Here is a 20,342-nt window from a genome sequence, read left to right as displayed (position 1 = left end):
GGCCGTTTAATAGCAACCTATGCTGCCAACGGGATACTCCCTAGGCATTCGGCGAAAACATTCATCAATTCCACAAGAGGTTTAAAACCCAAACGTTCGACAGTGCCATTTCTCGCCACTATTTGGCCTACTTCAAAGCGCGCAGCAACGCGCCGCCCTGAAGTGGAAACGTACTACAGAGTCAAACTTTCGGTCCCCGGATTAGAACCCTTACTATAATTCTTGTAACCTTTTCCCCTGTAGGAAAATTCCCAATCATCGCGTTGACCCAGATCAACACCCATCGCCCGGCGCTCCGTACACTCCACTACGAGCCATGCCCCCTTCCTCCCCGGGTAACCTCCATGTTCGATACCCTCCGCTGGGCCCCCGACTTGATCCGCCGTTACGATCAGGCCGGGCCGCGCTATACGTCCTACCCCACCGCCGTGCAGTTCGAGCCGGGCGTGGGTGCCTTCGACCTGCTGCACGCATTGCGTGACAGCCGCCGGGCGCTCAAGCCGTTGTCGGTGTACGTGCACCTGCCGTTCTGCGCGCACATTTGCTACTACTGCGCGTGCAACAAGGTGATCACCAAAGATCGCGGCCGCGCCGCGCCCTACCTGCAGCATTTGGCCCAGGAAATCCAACTGCTGGCCTGCCACCTGGACCGCCGGCAAGCCGTGGAGCAGTTGCACCTGGGTGGCGGCACGCCGACTTTTCTCAACCACAGCGAGCTGCGCCAGTTGATGGCCACGCTGCGAAAGCATTTCAGCCTGCTGGATGACGACAGCGGCGACTACAGCATCGAGATCGACCCGCGCGAGGCCGATTGGCCCACCGTGGGCCTGCTGCGCGAGTTGGGCTTCAACCGCATCAGCCTGGGCGTACAAGATCTCGACCCGCAGGTGCAGCGGGCGGTGAACCGCTTGCAAACCCTGGATGAAACCCTCGCCATCATCGAGGCCGCGCGTACGCTGCAGTACCGCTCGATCAACATCGACCTGATCTACGGCTTGCCGCGGCAAAGTGCCGAAAGCTTTGCGCGCACGCTCGAAGAAGTGATCGCCCTGCAGCCCGACCGCCTTTCGGTGTTCAACTATGCCCACCTGCCCGACCGTTTCGCCCCGCAGCGGCGTATCGCCGCGGCCGAGCTGCCCAGCCCGGCGCAGAAGCTCGACATCCTGCAAAACACCGTGGAGCAGCTGACCCGCGCCGGCTACCATTATATCGGCATGGACCACTTCGCCTTGCCCCACGATGAATTGGCCATCGCCCAGGAAGACCACAGCCTGCAGCGTAACTTCCAGGGCTACACCACCCACGGCCATTGCGACCTGATCGGGCTCGGGGTGTCGGCGATCAGCCAGGTGGGGGATTTGCTATGCCAGAACGACAGCGACCTGGCCGGCTACCAAGCCAGCCTGGCCAACCAGCAATTGGCCACCCGCCGCGGGTATGTGTGTAACCACGACGACCGCTTGCGCCGCGCGGTGATCCAGCAATTGATCTGCCATTTCGAATTGGCTTTCGCCCCCATTGAGCAGGCCTTCGCGGTGAACCTGCGCAGTTATTTCGCCGATATCTGGCCGAACCTTGAGCGTATGGCGGCCGACGGGCTACTCATGCTCGATGCCCAGGGCCTGCGCGTTTTACCGGCCGGACGGCTGCTGGTACGCGCCGTGTGCATGCAATTTGATGCCTACCTGAGCGCGCCGTCTGTACAACCGCGTTATTCAAAGGTGATCTGAAAAGTTAAAACGGCTGTTCGCGGGTTCGTTCATCCGTTAACCTTTGGAACATTGTGTGAATGCCCACAAGGAATCGAAAAAATGTCCGAGCCCCTTAAGCGCAGCCAGCACCAAGCGCACTGCAAGGATTGCAGCCTGGCCCCCCTGTGCCTGCCGCTGTCGCTTAACCTGGAAGATATGGACGCCCTTGACGACATCGTCAAGCGCGGCCGCCCCCTGAAGAAGGGCGACTTCCTGTTCCGCCAGGGCGACCGCTTCGGCTCGGTGTACGCAGTGCGTTCCGGCGCGTTGAAAACCTTCAGCCTCAGCGATGGCGGCCAGGAACAGATCACTGGCTTTCACTTGCCCAGCGAGTTGGTCGGGCTCTCGGGTATGGACACCGAAAGCTACCCGGTATCGGCCCAAGCACAAGAAACCACTTCGGTGTGCGAAATCCCTTTCGAGCGCCTTGATGATCTGGCCGTACAATTGCCCCAATTGCGCCGCCAGTTGATGCGGGTGATGAGCCGGGAAATCCGTGATGACCAGCAAATGATGCTGTTGCTGTCGAAGAAAACCGCCGATGAGCGCATCGCCACCTTTTTGGTCAACCTTTCGGCGCGTTTTCGCGCCCGCGGGTTTTCCGCCAACCAGTTCCGCCTGAGCATGTCGCGCAACGAGATCGGTAATTACCTTGGCCTGGCAGTGGAAACCGTGTCACGGGTATTCACCCGCTTCCAGCAAAGCGGGCTGATCGAAGCCGACGGCAAGGAAGTGCACATCCTTGACCCAATCGAACTGTGCGCACTCGCCGGCGGCGCCTTGCAGGGCTGATTTAACGGTTATAATCCCGAGCCCCAACCAAGTCCGAGATGTACCGATGTCTTTCGATGAAGCCGCCTGCAAAGCCCTGATCCGCCCGGTAGTGGGCTTTCCGAAGCCAGGTGTGGTGTTTCGCGACATCACCCCATTATTCCAGTCGCCCCGGGCGATGCGCATGGTGGTCGACGCCTTTGTCGAACGTTACGTCGAAAGCCCGGTGACGCATATCGGTGCCATGGACGCCCGGGGTTTCTTGATCGGCGCGGTGGTGGCCCATGAGCTGAACAAACCGCTGATTCTGTTTCGGAAAAAAGGCAAGTTGCCGGCGGACGTGCTCAGCGAGGGGTACCAAACCGAGTACGGCGAGGCGTTCCTTGAGGTACACGCCGACAGCCTGTGCGAAGGCGACTCACTGGTATTGTTCGATGACCTGATCGCGACCGGCGGCACCTTGATCGCCGCCACTCACCTGGCCCGGCGCATGGGCGCCCATGTGCAGGAAGCCGCCGCGATCATCGACCTGCCGGAACTGGGGGGCGCCGCCCGGCTGCGCCAGGCCGGGGTGCCGGTGCACTGCCTCACGGCGTTTACGCTGGATGAGCAGTAAAACGGCGTGCGCGCTGGCAGCGAGCATACGGCAACATTTAGGCGCTTACTGCATAACGTTGCGCTTAAAAAGCGCCTGATGTTCCCGGCATTGCCGCGCCGACAGCATGAATACACCGTGCCCGCCGTTCTGGAATTCGAGCCAGAAAAACTCCACCTCAGGGTACAGCGCCTCGACGTGAACCTGGCTGTTGCCCACCTCCACGATCAGCAAGCCGGTTTCCGTCAGGTGGTCGGCCGCCTCGGCGAGCATGCGCCGCACCAAGTCTAAGCCGTCATCACCGCAGGCAAGGCCCAGTGCCGGTTCGTGGTGGTATTCGGCGGGCATGCTGGCAAAGTCGTCGGCGTCCACATACGGCGGGTTCGACACGATCAGGTCGAAGCGCTGGCCGGGCAAGCCTTCGAAACCGTCGCCCTGCACCGTGTATACCCGCGCGTCGAGTTCGAAGCGCTCGATGTTGCGGTTGGCCACCTCCAACGCATCGAAGGACAGGTCCGCCAACACGACTTCTGCCTCACTGAAGGTGGTGGCACAGGCAATGCCGATGCAGCCCGAACCGGTGCACAGGTCGAGGATGCGCGCCGGCTCTGCTGCCAGCCACGGCGCGAAACGCCTCTGGATGAGCTCGGCGATGGGCGAGCGAGGCACCAGCACGCGCGCATCGACAATGAACGGCAACCCACAGAACCAGGCTTCGCCCAGCAGGTACGCCGCCGGGATGCGTTCCTCGATGCGCCGGCGCAGCAGGTGCTGCAGGTGGCTGAGTTCGTCGTCTTCCAAGGCGCAATCGAGGTAGCTGTCGGCGATCTCCCATGGTAGGTGCAGCGCCCCCAGCACTAATTGGCGCGCTTCGTCCCAGGCGTTGTCGGTGCCATGGCCGAAAAACAGCCCCTCGGCCTGGAAGCGGCTCACAGCCCAGCGGATATGGTCGCGCAGGGTGCGCAGGCGGGAATGGATCACGGGGCTACTCCAGAATATTCAGCGGCCGATTCTACCTTTTCATCAAGGAGATTCACAGAAAGCCCCCGGCAGTGGGACAATAGGGCAAATGCCCCCTGCCAAGGAGCCCTCGATGCCCGATGTAAAGACAATGTTCCAACTCAGCGGGCGCGGTTACCCGCCCTTTACACTGAGCAATGCCACCCTGCTCATCATCGACGCGCAGAAGGAATACCTTAATGGCCCTCTGCAATTGTCGGGCATCGAAGAAGCCGTCGATAATATCGCGCTGCTCTTGGAGGCCGCGCGCCGGGCCAACCGCCCGGTGGTTCATGTGAAGCACCTGGGTACCGTGGGCGGGCTGTTCGACCCCCAGGGTGAGCGCGGCGAGTTCATCGACAAAGCTGCGCCGCGCGAAGGCGAGCCCATCATTGAAAAACGCATGCCCAACGCCTTCAACAACACCGGGTTGCATGAGGCGCTACAAAACCTGGGGGGGGTAGATCTGATCGTGTGCGGGTTCATGACCCATTCGAGCATCAGTACCACCGTGCGCGCCTCTAAAGATTACGGCTACCGCTGCACCCTGGTGGAAGACGCCTGCGCCACCCGCGACCTGCCGTACAAGGGCGGCGTGCTCAGCGCCGAACAGGTCAAACAGGTGGGCATGGCCACCATGGCCGACAACTTCGCAGCCGTTGCGCAAACCACCGACGTTATCTGACCGCCCCATCCGTCACCGGCCATGGTTTTTTGCCCAAGAGGCATGCGTGGCTGGAACCCTACCTGGCTAAGCGGGTCGAACGCCCGATACGCTCCCAGGAATCCGGAATACAGAATGAAGCTATCCGACGACGGTTTTGACGCTCGCCGTCTTCGCCCCAAGGGTCCCAAACAGTGGCGAATGCGATTGGGTGCAGCCTTCGCGGCATTGCTGGTCACGCTCGGCGTGTTGCTCGGCCTGGCGGGTGCGGCCAATTTGTTGGGGCGCCCTCCAGCCCTCGAAGGGCTCGACACCTCCACCACCGGCGGCGCCATCCTTCTGGCTATTGGCTTGGTGCTGTTGTACCTGGGTATCGCCTTATGGCGCCGCTGCCGGCGGCGCATGCGCCGCGGCCCGGACCTCGCCATGGCGCCGGGCCTGATGAAAAAACACGACTGACTGGCGTAGACTTCACCTCCCCTGGGTGGAGGCCCACAATGCAAGACGATGATTTTTCGCTGTTCAAAAGCCAGATGCAGGGTGTGAAGCCTATCCAGCACGACCGCGCCGAGGTGGGTAAGCCCAAGGCTGACCGCCAACGCTTGGAGGCGCTGCGCCAGGCTGCCACCGTTCGCCAAGGTACCACCACGGTGGATGGTTTATCGGACCAATTCGTGATCGACGTGGGTGCCGAAGATGAACTGTATTGGGCACGCGACGGCGTTCAAGAGGGCCAGATGCGCAAGCTCAAGCTTGGCCAGGTCAGCTTCGAAGGCAGCCTCGACCTGCACGGCATGAGCGTAGAAAAAGCCCGTGACACCCTGTGGGCATTCATCGCCGAAGCCACCCGCTACGAGGTACGCTGCGTGCGCGTAACCCATGGCAAGGCGGCGCGCCTCGACGGCAAGCGGCCAATGATCAAAAGCCACGTAAACACCTGGCTGCGCCAACACCCCCAGGTGCTGGGGTTCACCTCGTGCCTGCCCAAGCATGGCGGCACCGGGGCCTTGTATGTGCTGCTCAAGCGCACCATGCTGGAGGGGCGCGATGAATAGGTGCTTGCCCGGCCACGGGCGTGGCCTTAACCTACGCGCCTGCGACCCTTCCTACAGGTAGATCCATGTCCCTGGAACAACATTACACCGCGATTCTCAGCCAGCTCGGCGAGGACGTGGCCCGCGAGGGCCTGCTCGACACCCCCAAGCGCGCCGCCAAGGCCATGGAGTACCTCTGCCGTGGCTACCAGCAAACCCTCGACGAAGTGACCAACGGCGCCCTGTTCAGCTCCGATAACAGCGAAATGGTGTTGGTCAAGAACATCGAGCTTTATTCGATGTGCGAACACCACATGCTGCCCTTCATTGGCAAGGCCCACGTAGCGTACTTACCCGCCGGCAAGGTGCTGGGCCTGTCGAAGGTTGCGCGTATCGTAGACATGTATGCCCGCCGCCTGCAGATCCAGGAAAACCTCAGCCGCCAAATTGCCGAAGCGATCCGCACCGTCACCGGTGCGATGGGCGTGGCGGTGGTAATCGAGGCGCAGCACATGTGCATGATGATGCGCGGCGTCGAGAAACAAAACAGCTCGATGATCACCTCGGTGATGCTGGGCGAGTTCAGGGCCAATGCCGCCACCCGCAGCGAGTTCTTGAGCCTGATAAAACAATAGGCCCCCCGCGCTGCAACGGGGCGCCAAGTGCAGGGCAGGCAGCCTAGCCTGCCATTAACCGCCCATGGTGGTATACCCCGGCTGTTGCGCCACCCGCGCCAGCCAAGCGCGCACCGCCGGGAACGGTTCGAGGTCGAAGCCACCCTCGTGCGCTACGTGGGTATAGGCATACAGTGCAATGTCAGCGATGGAAAACTCCTCGCCCACTAAAAACGGTGTGAGTTGCAACTGCCGCTCCATCACCCTGAGGGCCTTGTAACCACCTTTATGGCAGCGCTGGTATTCCTCCAGGCGTTCGGCCGGCATCCCTTGATAGAACTGGATAAAACGCGCCACCGCCACGTAGGGCTCATGGCTGTACTGTTCGAAGAACTGCCATTGCAGTACTTGGGTACGCAAGCGTGGCTCGGTCGGCAGCAGCGGGCTACCCTCGGCCAGGAAATTCAAAATGGCGTTGGACTCCCACAGGCAGCTACCGTCTTCGAGCTCCAGCACGGGGATCTTGCCGTTGGGGTTCTTGGCCAGAAAGGTTTCGGTCTGGGTTTCGCCGGCAAGGATATCCACAGGCACCCAGCGGTAGGGCTGGCCACGCAGATGCAGCATCAGTTTTATCTTGTAGCAATTGCCCGAACGAAAATCCCCATAGACCGTGTACATCGATTAACCCTCGCTGTTCAGGGCCGCCAATCCCAGCGACCGCCACGCATAGTGCCAAATGTTTGGGGATCAGTGATAGCGCCGTGGGCTCACCCGGTTTACCCTTTCGCCTCCCACAGGCCAAGGACTGCACCATGGACACCGCCCCCGCCCCCCAGGCAAGCAGTCGCTTGCTGGCCGACCTCACGCCGAGCACTGCCGTGGCTGGCGCCGTCGCCATGCTCACCGGTTATACCAGCTCGTTGATCCTGATATTTCAGGCCGGCAAGGCTGCCGGGCTCAGCGACGGGCAGATCAGTTCGTGGATCTGGGCCCTGTCGATCGGTATGGCGGTGTGCAGCATCGGCCTGTCGCTGCGTTACCGCACGCCAGTAACCGTGGCCTGGTCAACGCCCGGCGCGGCGCTGCTGATAACCAGCCTTGGCCAGGTGCCCTACCCCGAAGCCATTGGCGCGTTCATCACCTGCGCGGCGCTGATCACCCTGTGCGGGCTCACGGGCACCTTCGAAAAACTGGTCAAGCGCATTCCCGTTTCGCTCGCCTGCGCCCTGCTGGCGGGTATCCTGTTCCGCATCGGCAGCGAGATGTTCATTGCCGCCCAGCAGCGCCTGGGGTTGGTGTTGGGCATGTTCTTAACCTACCTGCTGGTCAAGCGCGCCACGCCGCGCTATGCGGTGCTGGCCGCGCTGCTGGTGGGCAGCGGCCTGGCCGGTGCCACGGGGCTGTTGAACTTTACCGGCTTTGCGCTGGCAGTGGCCTGGCCGCAGTGGACCACTCCGGCATTTTCCCTGAGCGCGACCATCAGCATCGGCATTCCGCTGTTCGTAGTGGCGATGGCCTCGCAAAACATGCCGGGAATGGCCGTGCTGCGTGCTGACGGCTACACCGTGCCGGCCAGCCCATTGGTGACCGTGACGGGCATCGCCTCGCTGCTATTGGCCCCCTTCGGTGCCCACGGCGTTAACTTGGCGGCCATCAGCGCGGCGATCTGCACCGGCCCCCACGCCCATGAGCAACCCGCCAAACGTTACACCGCCGCGCTGGTATATGGCGGCCTGTGTGCATTGGCTGGGATTTTCGGCGCGACCCTGGCCGGCTTGTTTGCCGCGCTACCGCAGGCGTTGGTGCTGTCGATTGCGGCGCTGGCGCTGTTCGGCTCGATCAGCAATGGCCTCACCCAAGCCATGGCCCAGCCCGATGAGCGCGAAGCAGCGCTGGTCACCTTCATGGTCACCGCCTCGGGCATGACGCTGTTCACGGTCGGCTCGGCATTTTGGGGGATCATTGCCGGCCTGGTGGCGCTGGCGATCGCAAAAAAAGGCTAAAAAGGCAATGGCGAAATCGCCCTGCAAAAGCGCGCGTACAACGGCCTCAAACCCTGAACCGCCCGACCACGCCTTTTAGATCCGTGCCTAGCTGCGCCAATTGCACGCTGGCCGCCAGGTTGCCGTCCATGGCCTGTGCCGATTGGCCGGCACTGGCACGGATGCTGGTCACGCTGCGGTTGATCTCTTCGGCAACCGAGCTTTGCTCTTGCGCTGCTGCCGCGATTTGCTGGTTCATCTGTTGGATCGTAGATACCGCCTCAGCGATGCTGCCCAGGGCATTCTCGGTTTGCTTGGCGTCCTCCACGGCTTGGCGAACCAGCTCGCCGCTGCCTTCGATTTGCTGCACCGAAGCGGTGGCTGCCTGGCGCAATGTAGCCACTAGGCGCTCGATTTCCTCGGTCGATTGCTGGGTGCGCCGGGCCAAGGCGCGCACTTCGTCGGCCACCACCGCAAAGCCGCGGCCCTGCTCGCCCGCGCGCGCCGCTTCGATGGCCGCGTTGAGCGCCAGCAAGTTGGTTTGGTCGGCCACGCTCTTGATCACCCCGAGCACCTGGCCGATATTTTGGATTTCCGCGCTGAGGCTCTGGATACCCAGGCTGGCCGAGTCTGCCGAGCGGGCGAGCTTGTCGATACGCAGCAGGCTTTGCCGCAGCACCTGCTGGCCGCTGGCTACACGGCCGTCGGCGCCCTCGGCGGCTTGCGCGGCTTGCTCGGCGCTGCGCGCCACATCCTGCACGGTGGCCGCCATTTGGTGCATCGCCGTGGCCACTTGTTCGGTTTCGGCCTGCGCGACGTTCACCTCCCGGTGCGTCTGCTCGGCCACCGTCGACAGCGACTCGGCATTGCCTGCCAACTGCACGATACCGGCCTGCAGGCCACTGACGATCTGCCCGAGCGCGGTGCTCATCTCTTGCATGGCGCCCATCAACTGGCCAATCTCATCGCGACGGGTCACCGCTCCCGCGCTGGTCAAATCACCCTGGGCAATGGCGCGGGCACGGTCAATCACCTGGCGCAGCGGCCTTACCACCCCGCGGGTGATCAGCCAGGCGGCGATCATCCCCACCACCAGTGCCAAGGCCGACGAGGCGATGATCAACACGATGTTCTTCTTAAGCTCGGCCTGCATTTGGCGGTATTGCTCGACATAAGCCTGGTCGACCCGGGTGGTCACCTGGCCGGCGCGTTCATTGAGTTGCTGGTAAACCGCCTTCTCCTTGGCCAACAGGTCGGTGTAATCGCCCAGCTTCTCACTGAACGAACTAATGTTGTTGGTCACCTCGTCGAGCACGGACTGGTACCCGGCATCTTGCACGTGATCCTTAAGCGCCTGCGCCAGTTGCAAGGCTTGAGCGGCCTGCTCGATACGCCCACCGGCCGCCTCGGCAGCGCCTTTGCGGGCCTGCTCCAGGCGCACCCGTGCCTCTTCCATGGCCTGCAGCATCAAGCGCGACACCTGCGCCACTTGCCCGGCTTGCTCGATGAATTCGGCGCCGTTCTCGCCCTTGGACTCCTTCAGCGTGTAAGTGCCATCATCGGTCAACCCCGACTGCAGCACATCGAGGTTATTGGCCACGCTGTCCACGGACCAACTGGCCATTTCCAGCGCCAAGTCCTTGGACTGGTTGATGTCAACGAACTCATCGAATGCCTGGCGGTAAGCTTTGAGCGATTGCTCTACCGTTTGCAAGGTCGCCGCCACCTCAGGCTGTTGTGTGCGCAGTTGTACGGCGCTCGCCAGCAGGGCATCGAGCCCCTTGCGCAAAGCATCGGCCTGGTCATTGCTGCCATGCAGGGCGTAGTCTTTTTCGACCTGGCGTAACGCCAGCACTTGGGTGTTGAGGGTGCTCATGCGCTGCAGGCCCTCAAAGCGCTTTTGTACCGTACCCAGCGACCATACGCCGATGGCGGCCACCAGTACCGTTAGCAGCAACACCAAGGTAAAGCCGAGACCCAGCTTTTTCGCCATACTCCAGTTGGCCAACCAACCGCCACGGGTCGTGCCCATCGCCCACCTCCGCAAACTCGTATACCTGCATATCGAGAGGTTGCGGCGGGACTTTAGCCCCGGCAAGCGGTAAGCGTCGTGATAATGGCAAAAAGCTAGATTTCGGTCGCGAACAGACACGTCAGGGCCGCTTCAAATGCGCTTTTCTGAACCCCGGGGCCACCGCGAACTTCCAACGAACGATCCCCTACCGTATTCGTCAGGAGGCCTATGATGAATCGTTTCAACGGCAAAACAGTGATCGTCACCGGCGCAGGCTCTGGCATGGGTGCCGCCACCGCCCTGCGCTTCGCCCATGAGGGCGCCAATGTGGTGCTGGCCGGGCGCCGCCCACACAAGCTCGCGGAGGTGGCGGCGCGCTGCGACGGCGGCCAAACCCTAGAGGTGCCTACCGACGTGTCAGACTGGGACGCCGTGCGCGCCCTGGTCGACAAAAGTGTCGACCGCTTCGGTGGCATCGACGTATTGGTCAACAACGCCGGCGTGGCGGTGATGGGCAGCCTGACCGGCACATCGTTGGAAGAATGGCATAAAGTCATGGCCACCGATGTGAACGGTGTGGTCTATGGCTGCCGCGCCGCCATGCCCCATTTACTGGCCCGTGGTGGCTGCATCGTCAATGTGTCGTCTGTGTCAGGCCTGGGTGGCGACTGGGGCATGAGTTTCTACAACGCCGCCAAGGGCGCAGTGAGCAACTTCACCCGCGCGCTGGCACTGGAGTTTGGCGGCCAAGGCGTGCGGGTGAATGCAGTGTGCCCGGCCTTGACCATGAGCGAGATGACCGCCGACATGGCTGCCGACAAGGCATTGATGGACAAGTTTGCCGATCGAATCCCAATGGGCCGCGGCGCCGAACCCGAGGAAGTGGCCGACGTGATTGCGTTTCTGGCAAGCCAGGATGCGCGCTTCGTTAACGGTGTAAACCTACCGGTCGATGGCGGGCTTCACGCATCGAACGGCCAGCCCAAGCAAGCCTAACCGGCGCCATGGGGGCTTGGTCAGGGGTTATTGGCCAAGCTCTGCGGCTCGATCACCCGCTTGGCATCCAAGTAGGCTTTTTGCCAATACGGCTTGGTCAGGTACTCCAAGCGCACCGTGCCGCCGGTGCGTGGCGCATGCACAAAGCGGCCCTCGCCCACGTAGATGCCCGCATGGCTCACCTGCCGCCCGCCCTGGGTGGAAAAAAACACCAAATCCCCAGAACGTAAATTAGAGCGGTCAACGCTCTGCGCACGCATGCCGAGCATCTCCCCGGTGGTGCGCGGCAAGGCAATGCCGGCGGCGTCCCGGTAAACGAAATCGATCAGGCCGCTGCAGTCAAAACCGGACGTAGGCGTGTTGCCACCCCAGCGGTAAGGCGTTCCCACCAGGCCGATGGCGCGAAACAGCACATCGTCGGCCTTGCCAGACGGATAATCAGCGGCCGCGTTCAACAGGCGCGGTGCTGGCGCTTGCACGGCCACCGGCGGCGGCGGGCTGGCGCAAGCGGCCAATAAGGCCGCCGCAGCGGCGAGCAGCGCAACACGAGCTTGAAATAATGCCATGACAGAATCATCCACTTTAGACTGCCGATGAAGACTAGCTCTTAACACACTGTTTTGCATGAAAAACCCCCGTCGAAAAACTGCCGTTCGTCGCGAGGGCTTTTTAGGTACCGCGTATTATCTGTTTGAAAGCGTGGCGGCCGGGGCCATGGCCAGCAGGCGCTTGGCCTCGATATAGGTTTTTTTCCAGTAGTTGTCATCGAGGTTGTCGATGCGTACACCGCCGCTGCGGCTGCTGCTGGAATGGATAAACTGGTCATCCCCGAGGTAGATCCCGGTATGGCTTACCCGCCCGCGCCCATGGGTGCCGAAGAACAACACGTCACCTGGCTTGAGGTTATTGCGGGCCACCACGGGGGCATCCAGGTTGACCAGTTCGCGGCTAGAGCGCGGCAGGGTCATACCCGCCTGCTCGCGAAACAAGAAATTAACGAAGCCACTGCAGTCAAACCCTGCCTCCGTGGTGCCGCCGAAACGATAGCGCGTACCGATCAGCGATTTGCCGCGCTCCAAGATGCTGTCGGCCAGCATCGGCAACTGGTAAGCCTTGGTGCCGCTAAACGCCGCCATCGCGTCATCATCGCTGCTGTCGCTTTCAAGGTTGTCGAAAGGCGACGGGCTGGCATGCGGGCGTAAGGTCAGGGGCGCCGGCTGCCGGGCGGCGGGAGTGAACGCCTGCTGTTGCGAAACCGGTGATTGGGCCGCACAGCCGATCAGCAGGGTAACGAGTGCAAGGGGCACGAGGGGTGCAAAACGCATAAGCATGGGGCACGACCGTGTCATTTAGAAATAATGAAGCGGCGACTATGCCTTCTATCGTGGCCATTTGCAAATTTAATCAAACAAAATGTGACTCACGAGATCAGGCACCGCTTCTAACGTGCTCGCCGCCAACCAAATATCCACGCCCACCTCGAGTAACGCGGGCATGGGATTGATATCCAAGGTAAAACCGCCGCGCGCCCGGGCTTGCCGCACAGGCTCGGCGATGTACGCAAAACTGGCAGTCGTCCCTAAGGTCACCACCGCGTCGTAACCGATGGCCAGCTCACCATAGAGCGACTGTATTGCACCTTCGGGCAGCCGCTCCTCAAAGAGCACCACCGGCGGCCGTAAGATGCCATTACAGCGGCTGCACAGTGGCGGCAATGGCTTATGCAAATGCTCTGCCAATTCCGACGTTTCGGCGCCGCAGCTTTGGCAAAACAGGGGCGATAGCTGCCCATGTATCTCGATCAAGCGCTCTGGCGGGCTGCCGGCAAGAGGGTGGTAACCGTCGATGTTTTGTGTGAGCACCCATACCCCTTCCCGCGCCTGCTGCCAGCGCGCGATGGCGTAATGCGCTGCATTGGGGTGCGCCGCCATGCAGGCACGCCCCAATTCAGCGAGGTATTTCCAGCACAGGGCAGGGTTCTGCCGCAGCATCGGGCGTGAAAGCGCTTGCTCGATCGGCAGCCCCTCAGGCGTAAGGCCATTGTACAAGCCGCCTAAACCGCGGTAGGTGGGCAACCCTGAGTCGGCCGATAGGCCTGCGCCGGTAATCACCAACACCCGTTGCGCCTGGCGCAGCGCTTCGGCTGCACGCCGCACCTGGGCGGGGTTCACCACCCTAGGGTTTCCTTAAGAAAAGGAATGGTCAATTTGCGCTGGGCTTGCAGCGAGGCTTGGTCGAGCCGTTCAAGGGTGTCGAACAGCGAACTCATACTGCGGCTGCCACGGGTAAGAATGAAATGCCCTACTTCGTCATTGAGCTGCAGGCCCCGGCGGGAGGCCCGCAGTTGCAGCGCCCGCAGCTTGTCTTCATCCGATAATGGGCGCATCTGGAAAATCAGCGCCAAGGTCAGGCGCGATTTGAGGTCGGCCAGTTTGACCGGCAGTTCACGCGGCGATGCCGAGGCAGCGATCAACAACCGCCGGCCGCTGTCACGCAAGCGGTTGAACAAATGAAACATCGCTTCTTCCCATTCGGGCTTGCCGGCGATCACGTCAAGGTCGTCCAAACACACGAGCTCGTACTGGGCCAGGTAATCGAGCAAGCCCACCCCGCGGTCGAGCAGTTGTGCCAACGGCAAGTACACCGCCAACTGGCCCATCTGCTCGAAACGCAGGCAGGCCGCCTGCAACAGGTGGGTGCGGCCAACGCCTTGTTTGCCCCATAAGTAGATGAGGCTTTCGGTCCAGCCGGCCTCTGCCTCGCATAACCGTTCGACATAGCCGAGCGCCGCGGCATTGGCGCCGGGGTAATAGTTCACGAAGGTGGCGTCGTCTCGTAAACGCACACCCAAGGGCAACTGGACAGGTTGTTTCATGCGGCCGGGCCGGCGGAACCGAAGGTAACCAAAGCCGCGATTCTATACCTGCCCGCAGGCAGGCACAACGCGGGCCGAGGCCCCATGAATCAATAACTTAGGCGCGCTGTTCATAATTCCGGGTCTTCGTGGCCGGCATACAGGTCCGACTGTTTATAAAGGTCGTGCACGTGGCGCACCAGCACCATGATCACGGCAGCCACCGGCAACGCCAACAGCACCCCGGTAAAGCCAAACAATTCGCCACCGGCGAGCACCGCGAAAATCACCGCCACCGGATGTAGGCCGATACGGTCGCCCACCAGCATCGGCGTAAGCACCATGCCTTCAAGGGCCTGGCCGACGATGAATACCCCGGCGATCAACGCCAGGTGCAGCGGGTCGAGGCCGTACTGGAACAAGCCGGCAACCATCGCGATACCAATACCCGTGATAAAGCCCATATAAGGGACGATCGACGCCAGGCCCGCGATAACGCCTATCAGCAGGCCCAATTCGAGCCCGGTCAGCATCAAACCGCAGGCGTAGATGGCGCCTAGTGCCAGCATCACCATCAGTTGCCCACGCACGAATGAACCCAGCACCTCATGGCATTCCGCCGCCAGGCCCACGATCTGCTTCTCGCGCTGGCGGGGCAACAAGCCGCGGATCTTGCCCATCATCACGTCCCAGTCACGCAGCAGGTAGAACCCCACCACCGGCACCAACACCAGGTTGGCGAGCCAGCCGACCAGTGCCAGGCCCGAAGCTGTGGCGCGCTGCAGTACCAGCCCGACGATGTCGGAGGTCTGGCCCATGTGCGCCGAAATCGCTGCCTTGATCCGGTCGAACTTCCAGAAGCCTTCGGCCAATCCCAGCTTGGTTTGCAACCAGGGCAACGCGCCCTGCTGCAACCAGTCGAGCATCTGCGGGGCCAATTCGTACAGCCGTACCAATTGCTTGGCCAGCATCGGGATCAGCACCACCAGCCCCAACACCAACAGCAAGGTGAAGAACAGGAACACCACCACGACCCCCAGGGTACGTGACAGCCCCCAGGCTTCCAGGCGATCAACCAGCGGGTCGGCCATGTAGGCCAGTAGGATGCCCACCAGAAACGGCGTGAGGATCGGGTGCAATAAATACACGAACGCGCAGCACAGCAGCACCACGCCTAGCCAGAACCAATGACGGTAATCACTCATATGCGCAGCCCTTACCAATGAAAACGCAGTGGCGCAGGGCCCGCCGGTTGCTCGGCAGTGGCCGGGCCGGGTACAGCCTCGGGCGCCTCCGGGGCCGGGCTTTCCTGCAATTTGGCCAAGCCCAATTGGGCCCGCAACTGCTCAGGGCTGCCGCTAACCTGATAGGTCGCTGTATCGCCCTCCATGGCTATGAGGCGGCCGCCGAAGCTGTCGAGCAGGCGGCTCAATTGGCCATAGCGCTCCAGGTTCATGCCTTGCACTTGCAGGGCCATGTCGGTGCTGGCACCGGGTTTGGTGATAAAGCGCGGGGCCAACCGCTCGCTCACGGCCAACATCACCGCATCGGCCAAGCCCGCCGCATCGCTACCCTGGGCGGTGCCCTGCTCATGCTGGCTGCCCAGCCACAACTGCCACTTGGCTTGCAATTGCCCGGCGCTGCCGGTGGCATGTACCGCCAGCAGGGCATCGGCGCCGTACCGTTCAGAGGCACTGCGCAGGCCGGTTGGGTCGCTACCCTCCAACGCCTGGGCACTGGCCAGTGGCTGCTCGGAGAGGTCGGCCAACGGCAGGCGCAGCGGCAACCCACGGTGCAGGGCGGCACGGCGCAATGGCTCGGCGCTGGGCTGGGCATCGCCGGTCAAGTTGCTACCGTTGTCGCTGTCGGTTAACCACCACGCCAAGATCGACGGGCGGTTTGTGCCCCAGGTGGCAAGCCCTGCCTGGCGCAAGGCATTGTCGGTTGCCGCGGGGTCGAAATCGACCTGCAGCGACGGCGGCTGGCCGGCTTCATAACCGAACTGGCTGATGACCTGTTTAGGGTCACCACGCAGCCCCGCCAGCGCCGAACTGGAAAACGCCTTCGGGTCGCCGGTCAGGCGCAGCACCAGGGTTTCCAGCGCGCGTTGCGTCGCCTGGTCACGTTCGGCCGGGTCTTGACTGGCAAGCGGCTCTCGCACTTGGTAGAGGTTGTTGACTGTCTCGGCCTGGGCACTGAAGCTGGCCAAGGTGACGCAGGACGCTAGCAAAAGGGTGTGCAGACGCATGAAGGATTTCCAAAGGGCAAAGGCGATGCGTTTCGTGCCGTGTGACCACACTTTCCCGTAAAACACTCAACGTGCCAATAAAAGAATTGCCTCAACAGCGGCGCGCGCGCCGTCTTGCGAGGATGGCCGCTGCCGGCCAAGCCTGTTAAAATCGCGCGCCTTCGCAGACCGCGCGTTGCCGGCTGCCTGGCGCCGCTTGCCAGGGGCCATGGGCGGCAAGGTCCTTTTTTGAAACGCCCCCTTTCTATAGGCCTGGATCATGAGCAAGCAACCCTCCCTGAGCTACAAAGACGCCGGTGTAGACATCAACGCCGGCGAAGCACTGGTCGAACGCATCAAGGGCGTGGCCAAACGCACCGCACGCCCTGAAGTCATGGGTGGCCTAGGGGGGTTCGGCGCCCTATGCGAGATTCCGGCCGGCTACAAGCAGCCGGTGCTGGTATCGGGTACCGATGGGGTGGGCACCAAACTGCGCTTGGCATTGAACCTGAACAAGCACGACAGCATCGGCCAGGACCTGGTCGCCATGTGCGTGAACGACCTGGTGGTGTGCGGTGCCGAGCCGCTGTTCTTCCTCGACTACTACGCCACCGGCAAACTCAATGTGGAAACCGCCGCCACCGTGGTCACGGGCATCGGTGCAGGCTGCGAATTGGCCGGTTGCTCGCTGGTAGGTGGCGAAACCGCTGAAATGCCCGGTATGTACGAAGGTGAAGACTACGACCTGGCCGGTTTTTGCGTGGGCGTGGTCGAGAAGGCCGAGATCATCGACGGGTCCAAGGTAGTCGCCGGCGACGCCCTGCTCGCCCTGCCCTCTTCCGGCCCGCATTCCAACGGCTACTCGCTGATCCGCAAAATTATCGAAGTGTCCGGCGCGACCGTCGAGAACACCCAACTGGGCGGCACACCGCTGGCCGACCTGCTGATGGCCCCGACGCGCATCTACGTTAAACCGCTGTTGCAGTTGATCAAGCAAACCGGCGCGGTGAAGGCCATGGCCCACATCACCGGGGGCGGCCTGCTCGACAACATCCCACGGGTACTGCCGCAAGGCGCCCAAGCCGTTATCGATGTAGCCAGTTGGCAACGGCCGGCGGTGTTCGACTGGCTGCAGCAACAGGGCAACGTCGATGAGCACGAAATGCACCGTGTGCTCAACTGCGGCGTGGGGATGGTCATTTGCGTGGCCCAGGGCGACGTGGAGCGCGCGCTCGACGTGCTACGCCAAGCCGGCGAGCAGCCCTGGGTCATCGGCCAGGTCGCCACTGCCGCCGAAGGCGCGCCCCAGGTAGAGCTGAACAACCTCAAGGTAAGCTGATGCCCGGGCCGTGTAATGTCGTGGTGTTACTGTCTGGTCACGGCAGCAACTTGCAAGCCCTGCTCGACAGCACCATGGCGCCGGGCAGCCCAGCCAGGGTCTGCGCGGTGGTGTCCAACCGCGCAGACGCCCATGGCCTGGTGCGTGCCCACGCCCACGGCTTGCCCACCTGCGTGCTGGACCACGCCCACTACGCCGGCCGCGACGCTTTCGATGCCGCCTTGATGGACAGCATCGACCGCTTCACACCCGACTTGGTTGTGCTGGCTGGTTTCATGCGCATCCTGACCCCTGCGTTCGTGCGCCATTACCAGGGCCGCCTGCTGAACATCCACCCTTCCCTGCTGCCACGGCACAAAGGCCTGCACACCCACCAACGTGCGCTTCAGGCCGGTGATACCGAGCACGGCTGCACCGTACACTTCGTGACCGAGGAACTCGATGGAGGGCCGCTGGTCGTACAGGCGGTCGTAACGGTAGAATCAGGGGACACGCCACACACCCTGGCGCAACGTGTTCACGCCCAGGAACATCGGGTTTATCCGCTGGCGGTGCGGTGGTTCGCTGAAGGCCGTTTAATGCTGGCCGCCAGCGGCCGCGTGTACCTTGACGGCCAGCCTATGGCCGCCAGCGGCCATGTCATTCGCCAATAGGAGACCCTATGCGTCGCGCTCTGCTTCTAGCGTTCGCCCTGCTTACCCCACTGGCCCAGGCGGCCGACCTCAAGCCGTTCACGGCCAGCTACACCGCTGACTGGAAACAACTGCCCATGAGCGGCACGGCCGAGCGTGACCTCATCGCCAACGCCAATGGCCAATGGTCCTTGAGCTTCAAGGCGTCCATGATGATCGCCAGCCTCACTGAAAGCAGTGAATTCAAATACGACAACGGTGCCTTCCTGCCGCAAAGCTATCGCTATGAGCGCGGGGGCTTGGGCAAGAGCAAAAGCGTTAACCTCGACTTCGATTGGTCTGCCAAGAAAATCACCGGCAGCGACCGCGGCAGTGCGGTAAACCTGCCGCTGAACAACGGCGTACTGGACAAATCCACTTACCAACTGGCCTTGCAGCATGATGTTGCCGCAGGCAAGAAGAGCATGAGCTACCCAGTGGTCGACGGCGACGACCTCGACACTTACGACTTCCGCGTATTGGGCGAAGAGAAAGTGTCCACCAAGGCCGGCACGGTCGATGCCATCAAAGTCGAACGCGTGCGCGACCCCACCCAGACCAAACGCACCACGCTGCTATGGTTTGCCAAGAGCTGGGACTACCTGCTTGTGCGCTTGGACCAAACTGAAACCGATGGCAAGGAATACTCCATAGTGCTGCAAGAAGGTACCGTGGACGGTAAGCCGGTGAAAGGCGACTGAGACCGCTCAACAACGCCACAAGCCGGGCCCTGTGCCCGGCTTTTTCGTTTTCGAACACAGATGAACTATTTTTCACATAACCGCCGGTGGTGCGGCAATAAGCCGCAGGCGGCGCGCCGTCTGGCTCTCAGCATTATTGCGAAAACGGAAATACACTGTTCCAACGCCAAGTAGTTTACTTAGCTTGCTAACTAACTCTATAACGAAGGCCTGCACCACGTTTTGATGCAGGCCCGTTATCGGAGGAATTGCAGAATGACCGTACGAGTAACCGAACGCGACGATTCCCATAAATCCCATGAATCGGTAGCTACTGGCACGCGCATCTGGGATGTATACCAACAGGATTTGTTGGTGGGTATGTTCCACGACGAAACCGCTGCGCACAGCTACAAGCAAGAGCTCGAAATGCTAGAGCAGCAGCGCCAACAAGCCTGACGCGCGCCGGCCCGGGACCTTGTGGGAGGGTGGCGACGCCACCCGATGCGCTGTGCAACGCTAAGTAACAAGCCGTTGCATAACCCATCTCGCGGCGCCGCCGCGATTCCCACAACGGCCGGAACTTACCGGCTGTTTATGTCACCACATCAGGTCATCGGGAATCTTGTAGGCGGCGTAGGGATCATCCGCTTCGTTTTCCTCGACCCGTTCGTTCAGTAGCACAATACGGCGTGGATCGCGCTGCTGGATTTTCAACGCCGCCTCACGCGGTACCACTTCATAGCCACCGCCGTGGTGCACGATGGCCAGCGCGCCGTTGCTGAGCTTGCTGCGCATCAGGTTGTTGACCGACAGCCTTTTGACCTTCTTGGCATCGACGAAGTTGTAGTAGTCGTCGGTGGTCAACTTCGGCAAGCGGGTGGCCTCGATCAATTGCTTGACCTGGGCAGTACGGGCCTTGGCCTCGGCTTTTTCCTGTTGCTGGCGGTTGAGCTCCAGGTCACGCTTGGCTTTTTCAGCCATCGCTTCTTGGGCCAATCGTTGCTGGGTGTCGTCTTTATCGACCTGGCCTTTATGCTCCAGGCGCTTTTGCTTCTTCTGGTCCTTGTTGACCTGCTTGACCTGTTTCTGGTTGACCAAGCCGGCTTTCAACAATTGGTCGCGGAGGGAGAGGCTCATCGTAATGTTCT

General features: G+C 61.8%; 22 protein-coding genes and 2 pseudogenes. 13 read left to right on the top strand and 11 right to left on the bottom strand.

All coding sequences use genetic code 11. From position 1 onward, the window contains the following. The first annotated feature begins 344 nt into the window (after window positions 1–344). From hemN to HAQ05_RS09820, 3 genes are all read left to right on the top strand, one after another. The gene (gene hemN, locus HAQ05_RS09830; RefSeq protein ID WP_190419908.1) at window positions 345–1,730 is read left to right on the top strand and encodes an oxygen-independent coproporphyrinogen III oxidase; all 1,386 of its coding nucleotides are present in this window, start codon (window positions 345–347) and stop codon (window positions 1,728–1,730) included. An 81-nt stretch (window positions 1,731–1,811) separates the two neighbouring features. Beyond that, entirely contained in the window at window positions 1,812–2,543 is a 732-nt protein-coding gene (gene fnr, locus HAQ05_RS09825) for a fumarate/nitrate reduction transcriptional regulator Fnr (protein ID WP_190419906.1), read from the top strand. A 46-nt stretch (window positions 2,544–2,589) separates the two neighbouring features. Then, entirely contained in the window at window positions 2,590–3,138 is a 549-nt protein-coding gene (locus HAQ05_RS09820; protein WP_190419904.1) for an adenine phosphoribosyltransferase, read from the top strand. Window positions 3,139–3,183: 45 nt separating this feature from the next. Here the strand turns inward: HAQ05_RS09820 and prmB are convergent, their stop codons facing one another. Beyond that, complete coding sequence (prmB, locus tag HAQ05_RS09815; RefSeq protein ID WP_190419903.1) at window positions 3,184–4,098, bottom strand: 50S ribosomal protein L3 N(5)-glutamine methyltransferase; 915 nt, start codon at window positions 4,096–4,098, stop codon at window positions 3,184–3,186. Between the two features lie 112 nt (window positions 4,099–4,210). Between prmB and HAQ05_RS09810 the strand changes: the two genes are divergently transcribed. The 4 genes from HAQ05_RS09810 to folE all read left to right on the top strand — a co-directional run bounded on the left by HAQ05_RS09810 (window position 4,211) and on the right by folE (window position 6,449). After that, a complete protein-coding gene (locus HAQ05_RS09810) occupies window positions 4,211–4,801 on the top strand; it encodes a cysteine hydrolase family protein (protein WP_190419901.1) in 591 nt (196 codons plus the stop codon). Between the two features lie 114 nt (window positions 4,802–4,915). Next, a complete protein-coding gene (locus HAQ05_RS09805; protein ID WP_190419900.1) occupies window positions 4,916–5,239 on the top strand; it encodes a hypothetical protein in 324 nt (107 codons plus the stop codon). Window positions 5,240–5,277: 38 nt separating this feature from the next. After that, window positions 5,278–5,835 carry a Smr/MutS family protein gene (locus HAQ05_RS09800; RefSeq protein WP_190419899.1) on the top strand — a complete coding sequence of 186 codons (558 nt, stop codon included), beginning with the start codon at window positions 5,278–5,280 and terminating at the stop codon, window positions 5,833–5,835. A 65-nt stretch (window positions 5,836–5,900) separates the two neighbouring features. Then, the gene (gene folE, locus HAQ05_RS09795) at window positions 5,901–6,449 is read left to right on the top strand and encodes a GTP cyclohydrolase I FolE (protein ID WP_190419898.1); all 549 of its coding nucleotides are present in this window, start codon (window positions 5,901–5,903) and stop codon (window positions 6,447–6,449) included. A 54-nt stretch (window positions 6,450–6,503) separates the two neighbouring features. Here folE and HAQ05_RS09790 read toward each other — a convergent pair whose 3' ends face one another. After that, a complete protein-coding gene (locus HAQ05_RS09790; RefSeq protein WP_190419897.1) occupies window positions 6,504–7,106 on the bottom strand; it encodes a glutathione S-transferase family protein in 603 nt (200 codons plus the stop codon). A gap of 134 nt (window positions 7,107–7,240) precedes the next feature. Here HAQ05_RS09790 and HAQ05_RS09785 point away from each other — a divergent pair, with 134 nt between their 5' ends. After that, complete coding sequence (locus HAQ05_RS09785) at window positions 7,241–8,431, top strand: benzoate/H(+) symporter BenE family transporter (protein ID WP_190419896.1); 1,191 nt, start codon at window positions 7,241–7,243, stop codon at window positions 8,429–8,431. A 46-nt stretch (window positions 8,432–8,477) separates the two neighbouring features. Here HAQ05_RS09785 and HAQ05_RS29450 read toward each other — a convergent pair. Together HAQ05_RS29450 and HAQ05_RS29445 are read right to left on the bottom strand one after the other, a co-directional pair. Then, window positions 8,478–9,074: pseudogene (locus HAQ05_RS29450) on the bottom strand (methyl-accepting chemotaxis protein); the annotation flags it as partial. A gap of 312 nt (window positions 9,075–9,386) precedes the next feature. Beyond that, window positions 9,387–10,286, bottom strand: a pseudogene (locus HAQ05_RS29445) (methyl-accepting chemotaxis protein); the annotation flags it as partial. A 369-nt stretch (window positions 10,287–10,655) separates the two neighbouring features. Between HAQ05_RS29445 and budC the strand changes: the two are divergent. After that, window positions 10,656–11,420 carry a meso-2,3-butanediol dehydrogenase gene (gene budC, locus HAQ05_RS09775; protein WP_190419894.1) on the top strand — a complete coding sequence of 255 codons (765 nt, stop codon included), beginning with the start codon at window positions 10,656–10,658 and terminating at the stop codon, window positions 11,418–11,420. Between the two features lie 20 nt (window positions 11,421–11,440). Here the strand turns inward: budC and HAQ05_RS09770 are convergent, their stop codons facing one another. The 6 genes from HAQ05_RS09770 to HAQ05_RS09745 form a co-directional block, all read right to left on the bottom strand. Next, complete coding sequence (locus HAQ05_RS09770; RefSeq protein ID WP_190419892.1) at window positions 11,441–11,986, bottom strand: C40 family peptidase; 546 nt, start codon at window positions 11,984–11,986, stop codon at window positions 11,441–11,443. A 117-nt stretch (window positions 11,987–12,103) separates the two neighbouring features. Beyond that, entirely contained in the window at window positions 12,104–12,751 is a 648-nt protein-coding gene (locus HAQ05_RS09765; protein ID WP_190419890.1) for a C40 family peptidase, read from the bottom strand. Window positions 12,752–12,820: 69 nt separating this feature from the next. After that, window positions 12,821–13,594, bottom strand: coding sequence for an NAD-dependent protein deacylase (locus tag HAQ05_RS09760; protein WP_190419888.1), 774 nt, complete (start codon window positions 13,592–13,594; stop codon window positions 12,821–12,823). Continuing rightward, a complete protein-coding gene (gene hda / locus HAQ05_RS09755) occupies window positions 13,588–14,295 on the bottom strand; it encodes a DnaA regulatory inactivator Hda (protein ID WP_190419886.1) in 708 nt (235 codons plus the stop codon). The genes HAQ05_RS09760 and hda overlap by 7 nt, the downstream gene beginning before the upstream one ends. A gap of 110 nt (window positions 14,296–14,405) precedes the next feature. Then, window positions 14,406–15,479 carry an AI-2E family transporter gene (locus HAQ05_RS09750; RefSeq protein ID WP_190419884.1) on the bottom strand — a complete coding sequence of 358 codons (1,074 nt, stop codon included), beginning with the start codon at window positions 15,477–15,479 and terminating at the stop codon, window positions 14,406–14,408. An 11-nt stretch (window positions 15,480–15,490) separates the two neighbouring features. Continuing rightward, complete coding sequence (locus tag HAQ05_RS09745) at window positions 15,491–16,522, bottom strand: DUF2066 domain-containing protein (RefSeq protein ID WP_190419882.1); 1,032 nt, start codon at window positions 16,520–16,522, stop codon at window positions 15,491–15,493. Window positions 16,523–16,781: 259 nt separating this feature from the next. On the opposite strand from HAQ05_RS09745, the gene purM reads away from it, so the two are divergent. From purM to HAQ05_RS09725, 4 genes are all read left to right on the top strand, one after another. Next, window positions 16,782–17,840: a phosphoribosylformylglycinamidine cyclo-ligase gene (purM, locus tag HAQ05_RS09740; RefSeq protein ID WP_190419880.1), complete on the top strand. Its 1,059-nt coding sequence runs from the start codon at window positions 16,782–16,784 to the stop codon at window positions 17,838–17,840. Then, window positions 17,840–18,493: a phosphoribosylglycinamide formyltransferase gene (gene purN / locus HAQ05_RS09735; RefSeq protein WP_190419878.1), complete on the top strand. Its 654-nt coding sequence runs from the start codon at window positions 17,840–17,842 to the stop codon at window positions 18,491–18,493. The genes purM and purN overlap by 1 nt, the downstream gene beginning before the upstream one ends. Before the next feature lie 8 nt (window positions 18,494–18,501). Further along, on the top strand, window positions 18,502–19,212 hold the full coding sequence (locus HAQ05_RS09730; protein ID WP_190419868.1) for a DUF3108 domain-containing protein: 711 nt from the start codon (window positions 18,502–18,504) through the stop codon (window positions 19,210–19,212). A 255-nt stretch (window positions 19,213–19,467) separates the two neighbouring features. Continuing rightward, entirely contained in the window at window positions 19,468–19,650 is a 183-nt protein-coding gene (locus HAQ05_RS09725; RefSeq protein WP_190419866.1) for a hypothetical protein, read from the top strand. Window positions 19,651–19,791: 141 nt separating this feature from the next. On the opposite strand, the gene HAQ05_RS09720 is transcribed toward HAQ05_RS09725, so the two are convergent. After that, window positions 19,792–20,331, bottom strand: coding sequence for a DUF2058 domain-containing protein (locus HAQ05_RS09720; protein ID WP_190419864.1), 540 nt, complete (start codon window positions 20,329–20,331; stop codon window positions 19,792–19,794). Window positions 20,332–20,342 lie beyond the last annotated feature (11 nt).

The sequence above is a fragment of the Pseudomonas typographi genome (genome assembly GCF_014694385.1).
Lineage (GTDB): Bacteria > Pseudomonadota > Gammaproteobacteria > Pseudomonadales > Pseudomonadaceae > Aquipseudomonas > Aquipseudomonas typographi.
The sequence above is the reverse complement of the archived record's forward strand: the minus strand, read 5'-3'. Positions and strand labels throughout refer to the sequence as shown.